The sequence below is a fragment of the Rhizobium sp. AN73 genome, assembly GCF_030757975.1.
GTDB lineage: Bacteria > Pseudomonadota > Alphaproteobacteria > Rhizobiales > Rhizobiaceae > Agrobacterium > Agrobacterium arsenijevicii.
Window position 1 is genome coordinate 1,989,685 of the sequence record NZ_JARWME010000001.1, and the last position, 18,151, is coordinate 2,007,835.

Genomic DNA, 18,151 nt, shown 5'->3' on the forward strand with positions numbered 1-18,151 from the left:
TGCTGCCCGACGCAGTTTCGTGAACCCGAAGCGGATTGCCCTAAGCGGCGTGTTTTGGGCGTCCGGGCCGGCGGGGGCGGAAATGCGCATGCATCAAAAGCGGGTCGCGCTGGGTGGCCCGCAACAGCATCTTGACTGCGTGACTTACCGGTGCGCCCGCACGGTAGTTGTTCCACGTCCGTAAAGTGACACCGAGAAAATCCGCCACCTCATTGTTGGAAAGGCCGATTTCTTCCTGCCATTTACGCAAATCCTCGACATCGAAATCCCGCTGGTCCTCGGCGATCTGGTAAAGATGATAGGCATCAATCGCCAAGTCGTCGCCGTCCCATTCCACGCTTGCACCATAATCGGTGATCGTCGCGGTCTTCCAGATATCGGCTGAACGGAGCGGAGTGAGCAATTCTCCTCCGGTCGCTATCCATCCGGTCAGATCGGCAGTTGATTGGCTGCCATCCACCCAGTCGATGGTAAGCAGGCTGGGCAGGTTGGGCAAGATGGCTTTGATGCGTGGTGTCATGACTTGTTTCCCTTTTCTGCAATGGGAAAACGCGGGTTTGTGCGATTCCATTCATCGACAATCAGGACCGTGTTTGTTTTGGCCCATGCCAAAGCTTCGGCTTCCGCCCTGCGGGAGAGCTTGCCGCGCAGGATTTCCAGAGTTTCGATGTCGACAAGAGCATCAGCATCCGGTGTTATGATGTGAAAATGCGGTGGCAAATGATCGTTTGCATACACACGTATGATGATGTTCCCGATCTGAATTAACTTGCCCATGCAGCACCCACAACATCACTTGTAATGTAGTGCATAATTTTCACTATGTAAAGCGACGGTATGAAGCATATTTCTGGCAAGCGGGCGAGGCGTAGACGGGTCTTATGATCCGTAAAGAACGTTCCCGAGCGTCACCGCATCTTCCGCAAACTGACCGACGTCGTCACCCTTGACGAATTCCAGCATCGCATAAGCCGTCTTGCCCCAACTGCTTTCCGACAGGGCTTCAAGGCACGCGCACCAGTAGTCCGCGCGTTCGCGAAGCGGCAGGCGGCTGGCATCACTGAGCCAGGCGAAGACGTGCAGGTGGCAGATGCGCGAGCCGAGCGCGGATATTTCCTCAAGTGCGTCGTTCAGCGGCAGGCCGGGGGCGGGTTGCCAGTAAAAATAGAGGTTGGGCATCGGCAAGTCCTGCATGAGTTGCAGGGCCGAGGGCAGGGTGTCCGTCAGCGAGTTGGGGTGATATTCGAGCCCGATCGTCATGCCATAGTCGTCCGCACGGCGGGCTATTGTCGCCAGCGCCTCCGTCGCTACGCGACGTTCCCCAGGCGAATATTCGGCGGAGGGCCGTTTGCGGCTGCCCGGCCAGATGCGGATATGGCCGGTGCCGAGCGCCTTTGCGGTTTCCAGTAAGGCGGTCACATCCTCCGGCGCAAAATCCGGTGCGAAGATGTAGGATCCGTAGGAGGAAACCGTGAGGCCTGCTTTTGCCGTCCGCTCGCCCACATCCCGTGCATTTTCGAGATCGCCTGATGGCACATGGATGTCGGCGCCCCATTCGATCCCCTTGATGCCGTTTGCGGCGGCAAGGTCGATGACCGCCTGCGGTGTCATCGAGCGGAAGGTGACGGAGCAGAGGCCCGGTTCGAAACGTCTCATGCAATCAGTTCCAGATGTTCCACCCGCACCTGCTGTTCAAGCGGTGCTGCACGACAGAACCGTTCGATCTCGGCAATCGCCATATCGCCGAGCCGGGCACGTTCAAGGCCGACGGCGCCGGCGATATGCGGTGTCAGGAACACGTTCGGCAAATTGTAAAACGGCGAATCCTGCGGCGGCACTTCCGGGTCGGTCACGTCGATAACGGCTTCGATGCGCCCGGTTTTCAGTTCCGTCAAAAGAGCCTCTTCATCCACCAGCGCGCCGCGCGCCGTATTGATCAGGGTCGCGCCGTCCTTCATCTGGGCCAGCGCATCCGCGCCAATCATGTGCCGGGTCTGTGGCAGGGATGGCGCATGCAGGGAAATGACGTCGCTCACCGCCATCAGCTCATCGAGCGATACAAGACGCACGCCGAGCTTTTGCGCTTCTGCCGTGCTTAGAAAAGGGTCGAAAAGGATGAGATCGAGATCGAAAGGCTGCAAAAGATTAATGACCCGGCGGCCGATGCGCGACGCTCCGACAATGCCGACCGTCAGGCCGAGATTGCCGATAGCCTGAGATTTCAAGTGCTCGACATTTTCCCGGTCGCGATCCTTTTCATACATGCGCCGGAAGTCGAAAGTGCGTTTGCCGGCAAGCAGGATCATCGCCAAGGTGAATTCGGCGACCGGCTGCGCATTGGCTTCCGCCGCGCTGCACACTGTGATGCCGCGTTCGAAAACCGCTTGCGAGAGGAAATACTTTACCGTGCCGGCGGCGTGAGAAATCAGCCGAAGATGCGGCATCAGCGCCAGTTCCCGCACACCGATCTCGGGGCAGCCCCAGCCGGTCAGAAGAATATCGGTGCGTTCCAGCTGGTCTTTTACGGCTGGATCGTGAAAATCGCAGATCCGCCTGACGTCGAGGATATCGACGCTTTGCGACAGCTGATCGAAAGCCTGTGGTGTCAGCAGGTGCCGGGTCCGCTCCGGGTCCATGGCAAGGCTGAGGCGTGGAAGCGGGTTCTTCATTGCGCTTCTCCCGTAGCCGTCATGCTGCTGACCGAAACACCGCTTTCCGCAAACAGGCGGTCGAGCGCCTCCATGTCCGGAAGTGTGGGGATTGCCGCCAGCGCTTTTTCGCTTTCAGGCCCGGCCAATCCCACGAAGACGGCACTGGCGAGCAGGGTTTTGCCTGCCGGAATGTTACCCCGCAGTTGCGGCACGGTGGTTTTGGCATTGATGAGATTGGTGTTCGGCAAGGCTTTCAGGGCCACGCCCTGGCGCGATATGTCGGAACCGAGATCGACGATGGCGGATATGTCGGTGCCGCAATCGGCTGTCGCTTTGCCGGTCGCCTCGCTTACCGTGTCGCGGTCACCATCGTTGCGGTTGATCGCGAAGCCGCCTTCGGTGACGAGAAGAGGTCGGGCGGAGGTGATCCGGTGCAGCCGGATATGCCAGTCTCCGGCCGCAATCAGCGTCGTTTCGACTTTGACGTCAGGGAATGGTTTCCATCTTGCCCGCAGATTGTTGCCGGCCAGGAGAACCGTGCGGTTGGTTTCGCGCACCCGGTAATGCAGGCCATCTTCGGAGAAGGCCAGCATATTGTCGAAACCATTGGTTTTGAAACCGCGCTCGTCCACTTCCACGCCAAAAGCGTAACGGGAGGAATAGGCGAATTTGGCGTATTTCTCCGGCCCGCCACGCATCGACAGGTTTTCCTGCCCGCTCGAAAGCGCGGTGACGTTGCCCTTCGCCCGCATCATCACCATGCCGGGATGAACGAGCGGTCGCGGATTTTCGGATGTTTCGGGCAGTTTCTCCTCAGCCCGCCAGAAGGGGTGGTTTTCCGGAAGCGCGAGCGGCAGGAAGGCCTTGAAGGCCCAATAGGGTGAACCCGCCGAATTGTAACTTTCCGACATGGTCAGTTGCGGATAGGCGTAACCGATGGAAAGCGCGCCGTCGCGATCGGCAATCGGTTTGTTTGCCCACCAGCGCAGGTGGCTGAGATACAGCCCCTTGATCTCGCCCCAGGGCAACGCTTCCTCATCCGCGAAGGCGAGGGCGGCCCAGAAGCCGCCGCAGGCAAAACGGTAGGTCATGGAGCGGCCGAAGGCCAGCGTGCCGCCATCCTCATCGAACCAGCTTGCGAAATCGCCGGCGAACAGGCGGGCGCGTTCGCGGTAACGCTCGGCGTGAGCATCTCCCGGTTTGCTGATTTTTGCGTAGATCAGGCCGTAAAAATGCATGGCGAAGGCGATGTAGTGGTCGATGCGGCGGTAATTGCCGTCGCGATACCAGCCGTCGGCGATGTAAAACCCGTCCAGCTCCTGCAGGAAGGTGTCGGTGAGGCTCCGGTCGAATTCGATGCCGAGATGATCGAGCGCCGCGTCGACCATCACCCGGAAAAACTTCCAGTTATTGTCGGCATAGATGCGCTCGCGTGCCGCCAGAAGATAGCGGCGCACATTCGCCTTCTGTGCTGCGGACAGGGGGTCCCACAGATGTTGCGGCGCAAGCCGCAGCGCAAAACCGAGGGCGGCAAGTTCCACCAGCCGCTGATCCTTCTGGCGCACATCGCCCCAATAATCGGGATGGGCGGGATCGGTGCCATTGGCGATGCCCTTTGCCAGCAACGGCCAGTGGGCGAACGCATCGCCGCTGAGTGCAAGCGGCGCAATGCCCCAGAGGGGGCGTGCAAACCCTTCCAGATCGGCCGCCGCCCGATCAAAATGTGCGGCCGCGCCGCTCAACGTCACCCTTGCGCCGCTCTCCGAAAAATAGGGAAGAAGCGGCGCAAAACTGTCGTCCAGCGCCCGTCTCACATCGGCGCGGGTTTTGAGCGGATTGCCGTGAAGCGGATTAAAACGGGTCATCGGGTCGTGGTTTGCCGCATCATGCATTGCGTGCCGCCTTTCCTGTCTTTTTCGCCTGGCCGGCGGTCTGTCCTTCCACCAGCTGCACACCCAGCTGAACCTGCCGGGCGTTGGCCGATGGCTCCGTCAGCCGGCGGCGCATCAGATCGACCGCCTCGCGGGCAATCTCGCGGCGATCCACCCGGATGGTGCTGAGCCGCGGAGTGGAAAGTTCGGCAAAGGGCAGGTCGTCGAAACCGATGATGGAAAGATCGTCCGGCACGCCAAGGCCAAGCTCCTGCGCCGCACCCAGCGCGCCGAGCGCAATCGCATCATTCATGCAGAAAATGCCGGTCAACTCGGGATCCCTAGCCAGCAATTGACGAACCGCATCGCCCGCCTGCACGAAGCCGCTTTCCGCAGTCGAAAGCAGAAACTCCTGATAGGTGGCTCCCTCTTGCTCAAGGATCGTCTGCCGGAAGCCGCGCATGCGCTCGCGTATGGTGTGGCGGTGGTGCGGGCCGATATAGGCGACGTTGCGATGTCCGAGTTCAAGAAGCCGCCGCGCCGCCAGCGCACCGCCGTAAAAATTGGAAGGCGAGACGCAGTCCAGCGTCATCGACGGATCGGCGCTGTTGACCAGAACCGGCTGCAGCACCCCTTGTGTGATGCGATGGATGATCTCTTCTTCCGGGTCGAGACCGATGGCGAGAAGGCCGTCTGCCTCGCAAACCCGTTGGATCAGGACATCGTCGACCTGCTTCTGGTGCAAAAGCCGGACATCGAGTTCGAAACCCTCCGTCTGGGCAAGGCTGCGCAGCATGTCGAAAATATCATGATAAAACGCGCCGATATCGCCGGTCGCCCGTTCGGCTGACATGAGGGCGAGAATTTTCTTGCCCTCCAGCGCGACGCCGCCGGTCTGGCTGGTGACCGGCCGCAGCGGATAACCGAGTTCGGCCGCAACGCCCAGAACCTTGGTCTGTATCGATGCGCTGATGCCTTTTTCCCCGGCGAGAACGCGCGAGACGGTGCTGATGGAAACCCCTGCACGCTGGGCGATATCCGACTGGCGCGGGCGGCTGATGTCGGGTGTATCGTTCATGTCGTCTCCTGCACTTGCAAAAAAATCTGTTATGATGCAAATATTGCAAATAAAGAAAATTTGCAAGAATTTAAGTAATGAACGAAAATTTGCAAAACGCGGGAGGAGCAGATGCAAACTATCGACAGGCGCGGATTTATGGTGACGGCGGCGCTGGCCGGTCTTGGTGTGGCAGTGGGCGGTTTCCGGGCAGTGGCGGCCGAGACACGCCTTCGCTGCGTATGGTGGGGATCAGCCGATCGCAGCCGGCGTACAAATGAGGTGATTGCCCTTTATCAGAAGGCCGATCCACAAACGACGGTGAGCGGCGAGATGATCGCCGGTTCCGATTACTGGACCAAGCTTGCGACATCGATGGCGGGGCGTAACGTTGCCGATATCTTCCAGCTCGAGCCTTCCACCATCGCCGACTATTCCGGCCGTGGCGCCTGCATGGAGCTGGATCAGTTTGTCGGCTCGTCGCTTGATCTTTCCAACTTCGGCAAAAGCGAAGTCGATCTTTGCCGCATCGATGGCAAGCTTTACGGTGTCGGTCTCGGGCTGAATTCCTTCTCGATGATGTATGATGCCGAGACGCTGAAGGAGGCTGGCGTCTCCGTGCCGAAGGACCAGATCACCTGGAAGGCGCTGGCGGAACTGGCGCGCGATTTCAAGAAGAACGCGCCGGCGCGGCGGAACTATTGGGCGGTGCCCTATGGCGCGCGGTATCATTACGTCTTCGATGTCTGGCTGCGTCAGCGCGGCAAGTTGCTGTTTCAGGATGGCACCATCGGTTTCAACAAGGAAGATGCGAAGGAATGGTTCGCCTATTGGGAGGATCTGCGCGAGAACAAGCTCTGCGTTTCCGCCGATATCCAGACGCGCGATGACAACACCATCGAGTCGAATGCGTTGACGCTTGGCAACTCGGCCATCGGCTTTGCCTATTCCAACCAGCTCGTCGGCTACCAGCAGCTCAACAAGAAAACGCTGTCCATCGGCATGCTGCCGGGCGAGGGGCCTGGCAAGCCTACCGGGCATTATTACCGGCCGGGCCTCATCTGGTCGATTTCGTCCACTTCCACCAATCCGGAAGCGGCGGCGAAATTCATCAACTTCTTCGTCAACAATGAGGAAGCCGGTAAAGTTCTCGGTGTTGAGCGTGGCGTGCCGCCGGCGAAGAAGGTGCGCGAAGCAGTGTTGCCGAGCCTTAACGAAACCGAACGCAAGACGGTGGAATACATCGAAAGCCTGTCCGGCAAGACCGATGCCTATCCGGCTCCGGCCCCCATCGGCGCCAACGAGTTCGACCGCGGCGTGATGCGCCCGATCGCCGACTCGCTCGCCTTCGGCCGCGCCACGGTGGACGAAGCGGCGCAGAACCTTGTCGATACCGGCACTCGCACGCTGCGCAAGCGCGGGTAGTAACGAAAATGGGCAGCGCAATGTGGTGTGAAAGCCGCGAGGCGCTGCCCCCAATTCACAATCATTCCTTGCGTGCCAGGCTTCAAATATATCGGCACGATAAACAATGCTGGACAGCATAAATTATTTAAGCCAGAAATTCTGATCTACATCGGTAAATCTGAAGATCAGACAATGGCTCCCAACTTTCTCCTTATTGACGCTGAAAAAGAATTTGATGTTTTGAAGGCGGCCTCGTCGCTGATCCGCGTGCAGATATTGAAGCTGTTGCACGACGCAAACGGTCTGAACGTCAACGAGATCGCGCAGAAGCTGGACCTTCCCCAGTCCACCGTTTCGGCCGGCGTGACCGTTCTTGAGGAGGCGGGGCTGCTGCGAACCGAAACGCGCAAGGCGCGCAAGGGCAGCCAGAAAATCTGTTTTGCGACCTGCGATGAACTCATCGTTTCGTTTCGACGACCCGAGGCGCCGGCGGCGTCCAATTATATCGCGGTGGCCATGCCGCTCGGTCTTTACACGCAGAGTTCGGTGACGGCACCTTGCGGCATCTGTTCACCGGAGGGCATTATCGGGCTTCTCGATGTGCCCGATACCTTCATGGATCCGGACCGCATGAAGACAGCACTTTTGTGGTTCACGTCTGGCCATGTCGAGTATCAATTCCCCAATAATGCCAAGATTCAGGGCCGAAACGTCGAAGAAATCGAGTTTTCGATGGAGGTCAGTTCCGAGGTTCCGGGCACGCACAGCAACTGGCCATCGGACATTACCCTCTCCGTCAACGGCAAGGAAATCGGCGTCTGGACCTCGCCCGGCGACTTCGGCGACAAGCGGGGTACGTTTACGCCCGACTGGTGGAAGCTGTCCGGCTCCCAATACGGCATGCTGAAAACCTGGCGCATTACCGCCCAGGGAACCTATGTCGACGGGACGCGCATTTCCGACGTCACGCTTACGGATATCGATCTCTCCAGCCATCGTTCGATCCGCTTGCGGATCGAGGTCAAGGCCGATGCAAAGCATCCGGGCGGGCTCAACATTTTCGGCCGGGGTTTCGGAAATTACGATCAGGACATCGTATTGCGTCTGCGCACGGCGGACTGATCCGGCCAATTTCAAAAAGTATGATTTTCGCGGTTGACAGGCGCGGATTCCTTGGCAACTATATTATGAAATATGGTTTATATCATATTTTAAGATATAAATGCGCATGGGAGGAGAGCCTATGAAAGCGCGGGTTTCAGTCCACCGGGACTTCCGGATTGGGCGTATCGACGATCGCCTATATTCCGCCTTCATCGAGCATATGGGGCGGGCGATCTATGGCGGGATTTACGAGCCCGGCCATCCGCAGGCGGATGAAAACGGCTTTCGCAAGGATGTCCTGAAATTCGTGCAGGATCTGAAAATCCCGGCGATCCGTTATCCCGGCGGCAACTTCGTTTCGGCCTATCGTTGGGAAGATGGCATCGGCCCCCGTGACAAGCGGCCCGTGCGGCTGGATCTTGCGTGGCGTTCCAAGGAAACCAACCAGATCGGCGTCAACGAGTTCGCAGACTGGGCCTCGATGGCCGGCATAGAGATGATGCTTGCGGTCAATCTGGGTTCCCGTGGTCTGGATGATGCCCGCAACTTCCTCGAATACGTGAATTTCCCTGGTGGTACCGAGCTTAGCGACCTTCGCCGCAACCACGGCGCTGAGAAGCCCCATGGCGTGAAGATGTGGTGCCTTGGCAACGAGATGGACGGTCCCTGGCAGATCGGCCACAAGACGGCGGTGGAATATGGCCGTTTGGCAAACGAGACCGCCAAGGCCTTCAAGGGTTTCGATCCTACCATCGAAGCGATCGTCTGCGGAAGTTCGAACGACGGCATGCCGACCTATCCCGAATGGGAGCGCGAGGTGCTGGAAGAGTGCTACGAGAATGTGGACCACATCTCGCTGCACAAATATTTCGGCAATAACAGCCGCGACACGCTGAACTACTTCGGCAAGATCGAAGAAACCGGGCGTTACATTCAGACCATCGCTGGCGTCATCGATTATGTGAAAGCCAAGAAGCGCGCCAAGAATGAGGTTTCCATCTGCTTTGACGAGTGGAACGTCTGGTATCATATCCGCGAAGACGACGGCAAACGCGTCAAGAGCTGGGACTGGCCGGAAGCACCGGCACTTCTGGAAGAGACCTATAATTTCGAGGATGCTCTTTTCGTGGCCGGGTTGCTCAACGAGTTCATCCGCCGTTCGGACCGGGTGCGCATCGCCTGCATCGCCCAGCTCGTCAACGTCATTGCCCCCATCCGTGCGGAAAAGAACGGACCGGCATGGCGCCAGACGATCTATTATCCCTATCAGTTCGCCTCGCTCTATGGTCGTGGTGTTGCGCTGAACGTTGCCGTCGATTGCCCGACCTATGATTGCAACGCGGCGGATGACGTCAAATATCTCGATGTCGCCGGTGTGTACAACGAAGAGGAAGGCGTGGTGACGCTGTTCGTCCTCAATCGCCATCTCACCGAGGCTGCGGAGCTCAATGTCGGCCTCACCGGGTTTTCGCCCGTGGCGCTCAGCCTGCATCTTGCCATGGCGGGATATGATCTGAGGGTCGGCAACGGTCCTGATCAGCCTGATCGTGTCGTGCCGGTGCCGGGCAGCGGTATCGGTGTCGAGGATGGAGCGCTCAAAGGCTCCGTGCCGGCGCTGTCCTATCATGTTCTGCGCGTGAAGGTTAAGTGAGGCGGTGATGGGTGTCCGTCTCAGCAATATCGCCAAGTCCTTCGGCTCCTTTGCAGCCATCCGGGATGTTTCGATGGAGATTCCGACGGGCAGCTTCGCGGTTTTCGTGGGGCCTTCCGGTTGCGGAAAATCCACCCTGTTGCGCATGATCGCCGGTCTTGAGGAAACCAGCGGCGGTCACATCGCCATCGACGACCGCGATGTCACGGCCGTCGAGCCGGCGGATCGTGGCGTTGCCATGGTCTTCCAGAATTATGCGCTCTATCCGCATCTGACGGTGTTCGAGAACATGGCTTTCAGCCTGCGTCTCGCCCGCCGGCCGAAAGCGGAGGTAAACGAGAGGGTGGGGGAAGCTGCCCGCATCCTCCAGCTTGAAGATAATCTGCACAAAAAACCGTCGCAGCTTTCCGGCGGCCAGAGGCAGCGCGTTGCCATTGGCCGCGCGATCGTGCGGCAGCCAAAGGTGTTTCTCTTCGATGAACCGCTGTCAAATCTGGATGCGGAACTGCGCGTCCAGATGCGGCTGGAACTGACCCGGCTTCACCGCAAGCTCGGCGCCACGATGATCTATGTCACGCACGACCAGGTGGAGGCCATGACGCTTGCGGATAAGATTTTCGTGCTGAAGGGCGGCATCGTGCAGCAGGCCGGTGCGCCGCTCACCCTTTACGACGATCCGGATAACCGTTTCGTCGCGGGCTTCATCGGATCGCCCGCGATGAACTTCCTTGCAGCCGACATTGTCGGGCAACGGGATGGCATCGTCACGCTTGCGCTTGAAGGCGGGGAAAAGCAGCTCGAAGCCCGGCTTTCGCAACCGGTGTCCATCGGCCAACGGGTCGAAATCGGCATCAGGCCCGAACATCTGGTGATCACGCAAGAGGGTGCGTTGCCGGTCAACGTCGAGGTGGCGGAGGAGCTTGGCGATCTGTCTTATCTCTACACCCGCACGAAGACCGGGAAAGAACTTGTCGTGCAGCGGCAGGGCTCGCGCGAGCGGCTGGATGGCCGGTCCGTCTCGCTGAGCGCCTCGCCCGATAACATCATGGTTTTCGACAGCGACGGCAAAAGGTTGCGATAGGCGCGAGGAGGCGCCTGTCGATGCAGCAAACCAACCCTTTGAACGGGGTGTTTCCAAAAAACGGGAGGAGTGAACGATGCGACTGATCAAGACATTGCTTGTTGGTACGGTTCTGGGCCTGAGCGCCCTGCCGGCGCTGGCAAAACAGGATATCGTCTGGTGGGACTTTCTGTCGGGCGGCGACGGCGTGCGCATGAAGGCGCTGATTGACGCCTTCAACAAGGAACACCCCGATGTCCAGATCAAGGGAACGACGCTTGAATGGGGCGTTCCTTTTTACACCAAGGTGCGCACGGCTTCTGCCGTCGGCGAGGGTCCTGATGTCATGACCTATCACCTGTCGCGCGCGCCGCTCGGGCTTGAGGAAAAAGTGCTGAGCGAGATCACCGAAAAAGACCTTGGTGATGCCGGGTTGAAGACCAGCGATTTCTTTAGTGCACCCGTCGAGGCCGCAACCCATGACGGCAAGCTTTATGCGGTGCCGTTCGATATCCATGCCCTCGTGCTTTATTACAATGCCGATCTCCTGAAGGGGTCTCCCTATCTTGATGCCGAGGGCAAGTTGACCGGTATCAAGACGATGGAAGACTTCGAAATGGCGCTGGCCTGGGCGAAGGACAAGGGCGTGCAGACGCCGGTCACCTATCAGTCCGGCGGCGAAGCCGGTGTCTGGCGTGTGTTCTATACATTGTTCTCGCAGCAGGGTGGCGAGCTGGTCACCAACAACGAGGTACTCGCCGGTGACAATGCCGAAAAGGCCGCCAAGGCCATAGAGACCATGTCGAAGTGGCGGGAAAACGGCTGGGCGCCCGAGCAGGCGGAATATCCGGCGTCCGTTGCTCTCTTCTCCGCCGGCAAATCCGCCTTCCAGCTGAACGGCGTATGGGAGGTTCCGACCTACAAGGATCTGGAAAAGAACGGCAAGCTCGGCTTCAAATGGAGTGCCGTCGAAGTGCCGCCCTTCATGGGCAAGCGCGCCACCTGGGCGGATCTGCACGCCTTTGCGATCCCCAACCAGGGCGACAAGACCGTTTCCGGCGAGAAACGCGCCGCTGTCATGAAGGTTATCGGCTGGATGGAAAAACACGCCATCAGCTGGGCCGATGCGGGGCATATCCCGGCCTATAAATCGATCACCGAAAGCAGCGAATACAAGGCGATGCAGCCCAATGCCACCTATGCCTCGCTGGCGGAGGCGGCGGTGTTCGATCCGAAGACCACGATTACCGGGGTTGCCTCTCCAGCCTACGATGCAGCGCTCAACGTCATCGCTCCGGCCATTCAGGGCTATATGAGCGGTGCGGATGCGGTCGAGCAGATCAAGTCCGAGCTGCAAAGCAAGCTCAAGTAATCCGTGACTGCCCTCCGGCTGTCGGCCGGAGGGCAGCGTGCAATACGGGAGGTCCCGGAGGCATTCCATGGCTATGATTGAAAACCGGCGCAAGAAATCGCTGATCGCGCTGTCGATGGTGACGCCATTCATCGTGGTCTTCACCACGTTCTTTCTTTACCCCCTGATCGAGATGGTGCGCATCAGCTTCACGGATGCGCCGCTGATCGGCGACGGAAACTGGGTCGGCCTGCAGAACTACGTAAAACTGCTGAGCGACCGCCTGTTCGTGACCTCGCTCAAGAACAATGGCTATTTCGTGCTGCTGACGGTGGTGCCGACAACGGTCATCGCCTTGATGATTGCGCTTGCGGTCAGCCGATTGTCCGGCGTCAAGCAGACGATCGCCATGAGCCTGTTTTTCCTGCCCTACGTCCTGCCGGTTTCGGTCGTCACAGAGATCTGGGCCTGGATGCTCGATCTGCAGTTCGGCGTTCTCCAGCCCGTCATTTCGCTGCTGGCGGGCAAACCCACCGCCGTTTTCAAGAACCCCAATTGGGTCATGCCGATGGTCGCTGTCGTCACCATCTGGTGGACGAACGGCTTTAACGTTCTGCTGTTCATTGCCGGCCTGCGCAACATTCCGACCGAGCTTTATGAGGCTGCGGCTCTGGATGGCGCAACGACATGGCAACGGTTCTGGCGTGTCACATGGCCGCTTCTGTGGCCCGTGACAGCTCTGATCCTGACTCTGCAATTGATCCTGCAACTGAAGATATTCGACCAGATCTATCTCCTGAGCGGCGGCGGACCCTTCAATTCCAGCTTCGTGCTTCTGCTCAAGGTCTACCGGGAAGCCTTCCAGATGAACAATGGCGGTTATGCATCCGCCGTTGCAACCGTACTCTTCCTGTTGATCGTCATCGTATCCGTTCTCCAGTTCCAGTTGCTGCGCATCCGGAGGAATTCATGAGCCCGACCAAAAGACTAGAGAACGTCGTTCTCACCCTGCTGACGTTTTCGGCAGCGCTCGTGTGGATTTTTCTGCTTTACTGGGGTTTCGTGACGTCGTTGCGCTCGGACGAGAATGTTGCGGGCAACACCTCGCTGCTGCCTGATGAATTCCAGCTCGGTGCCTATGTGAACGCGATCTTCAACACGCGGCTGTTGACCTGGTATGTGAACTCCATCGGCACCGCCGCCATCGTCACGGTTTCTGTCCTGATCATTTCGATGTTGTGCGCCTATGCGCTGTCGCAGATCCGCTTTCCGGGGCGGCGCCTGCTTTATGGCATCGTGCTGGCGAGCTTCATGGTGCCGGCGCAGACGCTTGTCGTCACGCAGTTCATCCTGATGAAGAACCTCAACCTCATCAACACATGGGCCGGCATCATTCTGCCGCAGCTCATCACGCCCATCGTCATCATCGTTTACAAGCAGTTCTTCGACAGCGTGCCCAAGGAGATGCGCGAGGCGGTGGTTCTGGATGGAGGCGGCGAATATACGATCCTGTTCAAGGTGTATCTGCCGCTGAACTGGGGCATCACGACCGCCATGGCGATCGTGACTTTCATTACGGTGTGGAACGCCTTCTTCTGGCCTTTCCTCGTGGTCACATCCGAAAACATGATGACGATCCCCGTCGGCATCACGCAGGTCAACGATACTTTCGGCATCGTTTATGCGCGCCTGATGGCCATCGCCATGCTGGCGGCGCTGCCGGTCATCGTCGCCTATGTCATCTTCCAGCGGCGCGTGACGGAAGCCATCATGATTTCATCCGGCGTGAAAGGGTGAGGGCGGCGGAAGACGCCGATGCCGATCAGATGACATGGGCGTTGTGCAGGGCGGTCAGCACCTCGTTCTTGAGGCTGGCGAGCTGTGGCGACCTTCGGTCACGCGGGCGCGGCTCGTCCACTTCTATCCGTTGCTGGATACGGCCGTCATGGGCGCCCATCATGTAAATCCGGTCACCGAGATAGAGCGCTTCGTCAATATCGTGGGTGACAAGCAGGAAGGAAATGCCGCGCTGTTCAACGAGTTTCAGGACAAGGTCCTGCAATTTCATCCGCGTAAAAGCGTCGACCGCGCTGAAGGGTTCGTCGAGCAGCAATATGCGCGGCTGGGTATAGAGCGCTCTTGCAATGGCGACCCGCTGCGCCATGCCCCCTGAAAGGGCTTTCGGCAACACGCTGCCATGGCCACTCAAACCTACGTCGTTGATCAGCCCTTCGACACGCTCGACGTCATATCTTTTACCTGCCGCATAACCGATATTTTCAGCAACCGTCAGCCATGGCATCAGGCGGGGTTCCTGAAAGACAAAGGCGATGGGTGGGGAGTCCGATGCCTGATCTTCCGTTGCCTGCTGAACCTTGACTGCGCCTGAAAAATGCCGGTCGAGGCCGGCGGCGATGCGCAGCAAGGTACTTTTTCCACACCCACTCGGCCCGAGAAGAACCGCGGCTTCACTATCGCCGAGCGTCAGGTGGATATCCTGAAGGACCACCGTATCTCCGAAGGCTTTTTCGCGCACATTGACATTGAGCAAACTCATCGCAGGCGCCCTCCTTGCTGAAGGGGATAGGTGTCGCGCCATCTGAGGCAACGTTCCTCGACCATCTTGAAGAGGCTGTCGGAAATCTTGCCGAGAACCGCAAGGCAGATAATCGCGATCATCACCAGATCGGGTCGGGACAGTTCCCGCCCGTCGGAAAGCATGTAACCGATGCCTTCAGATGCGGCCAGAAGCTCGGCAGCGACAACGCTCAGCCAGGCCAACGAAAGTCCGTAACGCAGACCGGTGAACAGATGCGGCAAAGAGGCGGGAATGAAAATCCGCCACACCAGCACGGGCAGCGGCTGGCGATACATCTCGCCCACTTCCACCAGCTTGCGGTCGACATTTCGGATGCCGGAGAAGAGGTTGAGATAAACAGGGAAAAACGCGCTTTTGGCGATCAGCACGATTTTCGAGGTCTCGCCGATGCCGAACCAGATCATCAGCAGCGGTACCCATGCAAGGCTTGGGACTGCTCGAAGTGCCTGAAAAGTCGGCTCGAGATAGCGTTCGGCGGCAACGACCAGCCCGACCAGCGAACCGACGACGATTGCAAGCAAAGAGCCGATAACGAAACCGACGAAGACACGCGCGGTACTGGCCGCGACATTTGTCCACAAAGGACCTTCCGCAAGGCGCAGAAATGTCTCGTAAAGCTCGGAGGGCGGCGGCAGCACATAGGGGCTTACCCAGCCCACGCGCACAAAGAATTCCAGCAGCAACAATGACCCGACCGGCACGATCGCGCCCCGCAGGTCGAACCGCTCAAGGAAATTCCCCGCCCTCTGCAAGAACGGCAATCGGGAGGGGAATTGTTTCGCAGTCTGTTTCACGCGCTGGAATTCGCGCGGATGGGAATTCATGCGCCGAGTGCCTTTTTCGCCGGTGCCGGATCGATCAGCGACGAAAGGACGTTGTCGACATTGACACCCGGACGCAGCACATCGTCGCCGAGCAGCGGGGTCACGATGCGGATCGAGTTCAGCAGCTCCTCGCCCGGAACAGGATCCTTCCAGTCGCGCTTTTCGATCGTCAGCTTGGTGATCTTGGGGTCGTTGCCGGTGACCTGCGTGACGAAATCGATGAATTCGCTGTTGTTTTCGCGGATCCATTTTTGCGTCTGCACCCAGACGCCGAGAAGTCTATCGACCGCTTTCGGGTACTTCGCCAGAAATTCCTCGGAAACGCTGAAAACGCTGCCGTCGCGCCAGCTGCGCTCATCGAAAATCGCCCTGTCACCGGCAAGTTCTGCCTGAGAGGTATGCGGATCGATGCCGACCCACGCATCAACCTGTCCCTGCTGAAGCGCATTGAAGCCTTCCGGATGCTGCAGGTTCACGACCTTGAGGTCATCGATCGACAGTTTGGACTGGGCTAGGGCGCGGAGGAGGGTGAAATAGGGCGCGGTACCCTTGGTGACCGCAATGGTTTTGCCCTTGAGATCGGCGACGGTCTTGACGGGTGAATCCGGGCGCACCTGAATGATGGAGGAACCACCCCAGCTTGCCACATAGATGACTTTCAGCGGCACGCCGTTGGCGCGGGCCAGGAAGGCGGAAAGTGCCGCTGAACCGGCAAAATCCGTCGAGCCGACCTTCAGGAATTCCAGCGAATTGTTGCTGCCCCGGGATTGCACCCAGGTGATCTTGGTGCCGACATCCTTGAAAGCTTCCTCAAGCCAGCCCTTGTTCTTTATCAACAGCGTGTGGGACGAGTAAAATCCCCAGTCCAGCTTCAGCTCCGCGGGGAAGTCCGGTGAGCTCTCTGCCAACGCATTGCCGGTGACAAGCGGTGCCGCGAGAGCGCCGGCAATGCCGAGTTTGAGGATCTGGCGACGAGAATGTTCAGCCTTCATATTAATTCACCTAATTTATGTATTTTGTGTACTTAAAGGGTATTGGCGAGCGTTTTTGAGGTCAATCGGCCCTTCTGGAACCTCATGCCAAACTTCAGGGCAGCTGTGGAAAATCTCCCTACAGTCGGTGGGATCGGCGCGACGGCGCCTTATTCAGGGAAAAACGATTGGCCGGCCGTTGCAGACCCAGGTGGTCGCGCAAGGTCGATCCCTCATAGTCCTTTCTAAACAGGCCGCGTCTTTGCAGTTCCGGTACTAGCAGGGTGGTGAAAGCGTCGAGACCGGCGGGCAGGAACGGGAAGGTGACGTTGAAACCGTCCGAACCCTCTTCGTATAGCCATTGCTCCATTTCATCGGCAATGGTCCGTGCCGTCCCAACGAAGGCAAGGCCGGCATAACCGCCCAGCCGCTGGGCAAGCTGGCGCACGGTCAGGCCTTCGCTTCTGGCGAGTTCGATTACCCTTTCACGGCTGGATTTGCTGGCATTCGTTTCTGGGATGTCAGGCAATGGACCATCGGGATCGAAACCGGAGACATCGTGGCCTAACGCAATCGAAAGCGAGGCGATCGCGCTTTCATAATGGACGAGGCTGTCGAGCCTGGCGCGTTTGGCCTTCGCTTCTTCCACCGTATCGGCGACCAGAACAAAAGCACCTGGCAGAATGACAATGCCGTCGCGGGAACGCCCCGCCGCGACAGTCCTGTCCTTGACGTCCTTATAAAAGGCCTTTCCCGCCGCAAGGGTGGGCGTTGCCGCAAAAACCACTTCAGCGGTTTCGGCGGCAAGCTGGCGTCCCGGCTCTGAGGCGCCAGCCTGAACGATGACAGGCCAACCCTGCACCGGACGCGCAATATTGAGCGGTCCGCGCACGGAAAATTCCGGTCCTTTGTGGTTGAGGACGTGCATTTTTTCAGGATCGAAGAACAGCCCGCTATCGACATCCCGGATAAAGGCATCGTCGGAGAAGGAGTCCCAGAGGCCAGTGACGACATCGTAAAATTCCCGCGCTCGCCCATAACGTTCGGTATGGTCAGGCTGTTCGTCACGACCGAAATTCAGCGCAGCATCCGGGTTCGACGTGGTGACGATGTTCCAGCCGGCGCGGCCATTGCTGAGGTGGTCGAGCGAGGCGAAACGCCGGGCGACGTGATAGGGCTCATCGAATGTGGTGGAGGCGGTGGCGACGAGGCCGATTCGGGAGGTGACGGCAGCGAGCGCCGAAAGCAGGGTGAAGGGCTCGAAAGACGTCACGGTATGGCTGCGGCGCAGGGCTTCCGTGGGCATGTTCAGCACCGCCAGATGATCGGCCATGAAGAATGCATCGAATTTCGCTGCTTCAAGCTGCTGAGCGAAACGCGCCAGATGGGCGAAATTGAAATTCGCATCCGGGTAGGAACCCGGATAACGCCATGCACCCGTGTGAAGACTGACGGGCCGCATGAAGGCGCCGAGATGCAGTTTGCGATCATTTGCCATTGGGCTTCACTCTTTCGTCGGTGTTTCTGATCCGGGCGGCTTGTATTGCCTGTTGCCTCCGAGGGGCGAAGGCGGCCCGATACTCCTCGCGACGATATCCCTGCCGG

The 18,151-nt window shown here is 58.8% G+C and carries 17 protein-coding genes; 7 read left to right on the forward strand and 10 right to left on the reverse strand.

The window, feature by feature from the left end; genetic code table 11:
* Positions 1-40: 40 nt before the first annotated feature.
* The 6 genes from RBH10_RS08930 to RBH10_RS08955 form a co-directional block, all read right to left on the reverse strand.
* Positions 41-520, reverse strand: a complete 480-nt coding sequence (locus tag RBH10_RS08930) for a hypothetical protein (RefSeq protein WP_281039366.1) — start codon at positions 518-520, stop codon at positions 41-43.
* Entirely contained in the window at positions 517-777 is a 261-nt protein-coding gene (locus RBH10_RS08935) for a DUF4160 domain-containing protein (RefSeq protein WP_281039367.1), read from the reverse strand. The genes RBH10_RS08930 and RBH10_RS08935 overlap by 4 nt, the downstream gene beginning before the upstream one ends.
* A 102-nt stretch (positions 778-879) precedes the next feature.
* The gene (locus tag RBH10_RS08940) at positions 880-1,656 is read right to left on the reverse strand and encodes a sugar phosphate isomerase/epimerase (protein ID WP_281039368.1); all 777 of its coding nucleotides are present in this window, start codon (positions 1,654-1,656) and stop codon (positions 880-882) included.
* Positions 1,653-2,669 (reverse strand): hydroxyacid dehydrogenase, encoded by a 1,017-nt coding sequence (locus tag RBH10_RS08945; protein ID WP_281039369.1) that lies wholly within the window; start codon positions 2,667-2,669, stop codon positions 1,653-1,655. The genes RBH10_RS08940 and RBH10_RS08945 overlap by 4 nt, the downstream gene beginning before the upstream one ends.
* Positions 2,666-4,543, reverse strand: coding sequence for a DUF2264 domain-containing protein (locus RBH10_RS08950; protein ID WP_281039370.1), 1,878 nt, complete (start codon positions 4,541-4,543; stop codon positions 2,666-2,668). The genes RBH10_RS08945 and RBH10_RS08950 overlap by 4 nt, the downstream gene beginning before the upstream one ends.
* Entirely contained in the window at positions 4,536-5,600 is a 1,065-nt protein-coding gene (locus RBH10_RS08955; RefSeq protein ID WP_281039371.1) for a LacI family DNA-binding transcriptional regulator, read from the reverse strand. Before RBH10_RS08955 ends, RBH10_RS08950 begins: the two co-directional genes overlap by 8 nt.
* A gap of 111 nt (positions 5,601-5,711) precedes the next feature.
* Between RBH10_RS08955 and RBH10_RS08960 the strand changes: the two genes are divergently transcribed.
* The 7 genes from RBH10_RS08960 (at position 5,712) to RBH10_RS08990 (ending at position 13,949) form a co-directional block, all read left to right on the forward strand.
* Positions 5,712-7,004, forward strand: coding sequence for an ABC transporter substrate-binding protein (locus tag RBH10_RS08960; RefSeq protein WP_281039372.1), 1,293 nt, complete (start codon positions 5,712-5,714; stop codon positions 7,002-7,004).
* 174 nt (positions 7,005-7,178) lie between these two features.
* Positions 7,179-8,108, forward strand: coding sequence for a transcriptional regulator (locus RBH10_RS08965; RefSeq protein WP_281039373.1), 930 nt, complete (start codon positions 7,179-7,181; stop codon positions 8,106-8,108).
* A gap of 121 nt (positions 8,109-8,229) precedes the next feature.
* Positions 8,230-9,741 (forward strand): alpha-N-arabinofuranosidase, encoded by a 1,512-nt coding sequence (locus RBH10_RS08970; RefSeq protein ID WP_281039374.1) that lies wholly within the window; start codon positions 8,230-8,232, stop codon positions 9,739-9,741.
* A gap of 7 nt (positions 9,742-9,748) precedes the next feature.
* Positions 9,749-10,822, forward strand: a complete 1,074-nt coding sequence (locus RBH10_RS08975) for an ABC transporter ATP-binding protein (RefSeq protein WP_281039375.1) — start codon at positions 9,749-9,751, stop codon at positions 10,820-10,822.
* Positions 10,823-10,898: 76 nt separating this feature from the next.
* Positions 10,899-12,173: an extracellular solute-binding protein gene (locus RBH10_RS08980; RefSeq protein ID WP_306180533.1), complete on the forward strand. Its 1,275-nt coding sequence runs from the start codon at positions 10,899-10,901 to the stop codon at positions 12,171-12,173.
* Between the two features lie 67 nt (positions 12,174-12,240).
* A complete protein-coding gene (locus RBH10_RS08985) occupies positions 12,241-13,125 on the forward strand; it encodes a carbohydrate ABC transporter permease (RefSeq protein ID WP_281039377.1) in 885 nt (294 codons plus the stop codon).
* Complete coding sequence (locus RBH10_RS08990; protein WP_281039378.1) at positions 13,122-13,949, forward strand: carbohydrate ABC transporter permease; 828 nt, start codon at positions 13,122-13,124, stop codon at positions 13,947-13,949. Before RBH10_RS08985 ends, RBH10_RS08990 begins: the two co-directional genes overlap by 4 nt.
* 25 nt (positions 13,950-13,974) lie before the next feature.
* Here the strand turns inward: RBH10_RS08990 and RBH10_RS08995 are convergent, their stop codons facing one another.
* From RBH10_RS08995 to RBH10_RS09010, 4 genes are all read right to left on the reverse strand, one after another.
* Positions 13,975-14,709: an ABC transporter ATP-binding protein gene (locus tag RBH10_RS08995; RefSeq protein ID WP_281039379.1), complete on the reverse strand. Its 735-nt coding sequence runs from the start codon at positions 14,707-14,709 to the stop codon at positions 13,975-13,977.
* A complete protein-coding gene (locus tag RBH10_RS09000) occupies positions 14,706-15,575 on the reverse strand; it encodes an ABC transporter permease (protein ID WP_281039380.1) in 870 nt (289 codons plus the stop codon). Before RBH10_RS09000 ends, RBH10_RS08995 begins: the two co-directional genes overlap by 4 nt.
* Entirely contained in the window at positions 15,572-16,567 is a 996-nt protein-coding gene (locus tag RBH10_RS09005; protein WP_281039381.1) for an aliphatic sulfonate ABC transporter substrate-binding protein, read from the reverse strand. Before RBH10_RS09005 ends, RBH10_RS09000 begins: the two co-directional genes overlap by 4 nt.
* Positions 16,568-16,685: 118 nt before the next feature.
* A complete protein-coding gene (locus RBH10_RS09010) occupies positions 16,686-18,044 on the reverse strand; it encodes an LLM class flavin-dependent oxidoreductase (protein ID WP_306180534.1) in 1,359 nt (452 codons plus the stop codon).
* Positions 18,045-18,151: the final 107 nt, after the last annotated feature.

Coding starts and splice junctions, on each gene's coding strand:
- RBH10_RS08955 (WP_281039371.1), bottom strand. CDS start 5,600: ATGAACGATACACCCGACATCAGCCGCCCGCGCCAGTCGGATATCGCC.
- RBH10_RS09000 (WP_281039380.1), bottom strand. CDS start 15,575: ATGAATTCCCATCCGCGCGAATTCCAGCGCGTGAAACAGACTGCGAAA.
- RBH10_RS08950 (WP_281039370.1), bottom strand. CDS start 4,543: ATGCATGATGCGGCAAACCACGACCCGATGACCCGTTTTAATCCGCTT.
- RBH10_RS09010 (WP_306180534.1), bottom strand. CDS start 18,044: ATGGCAAATGATCGCAAACTGCATCTCGGCGCCTTCATGCGGCCCGTC.
- RBH10_RS08965 (WP_281039373.1), top strand. CDS start 7,179: ATGGCTCCCAACTTTCTCCTTATTGACGCTGAAAAAGAATTTGATGTT.
- RBH10_RS08985 (WP_281039377.1), top strand. CDS start 12,241: ATGGCTATGATTGAAAACCGGCGCAAGAAATCGCTGATCGCGCTGTCG.
- RBH10_RS08995 (WP_281039379.1), bottom strand. CDS start 14,709: ATGAGTTTGCTCAATGTCAATGTGCGCGAAAAAGCCTTCGGAGATACG.
- RBH10_RS08970 (WP_281039374.1), top strand. CDS start 8,230: ATGAAAGCGCGGGTTTCAGTCCACCGGGACTTCCGGATTGGGCGTATC.
- RBH10_RS08930 (WP_281039366.1), bottom strand. CDS start 520: ATGACACCACGCATCAAAGCCATCTTGCCCAACCTGCCCAGCCTGCTT.
- RBH10_RS08945 (WP_281039369.1), bottom strand. CDS start 2,669: ATGAAGAACCCGCTTCCACGCCTCAGCCTTGCCATGGACCCGGAGCGG.
- RBH10_RS08960 (WP_281039372.1), top strand. CDS start 5,712: ATGCAAACTATCGACAGGCGCGGATTTATGGTGACGGCGGCGCTGGCC.
- RBH10_RS09005 (WP_281039381.1), bottom strand. CDS start 16,567: ATGAAGGCTGAACATTCTCGTCGCCAGATCCTCAAACTCGGCATTGCC.
- RBH10_RS08935 (WP_281039367.1), bottom strand. CDS start 777: ATGGGCAAGTTAATTCAGATCGGGAACATCATCATACGTGTGTATGCA.
- RBH10_RS08975 (WP_281039375.1), top strand. CDS start 9,749: ATGGGTGTCCGTCTCAGCAATATCGCCAAGTCCTTCGGCTCCTTTGCA.
- RBH10_RS08940 (WP_281039368.1), bottom strand. CDS start 1,656: ATGAGACGTTTCGAACCGGGCCTCTGCTCCGTCACCTTCCGCTCGATG.
- RBH10_RS08990 (WP_281039378.1), top strand. CDS start 13,122: ATGAGCCCGACCAAAAGACTAGAGAACGTCGTTCTCACCCTGCTGACG.
- RBH10_RS08980 (WP_306180533.1), top strand. CDS start 10,899: ATGCGACTGATCAAGACATTGCTTGTTGGTACGGTTCTGGGCCTGAGC.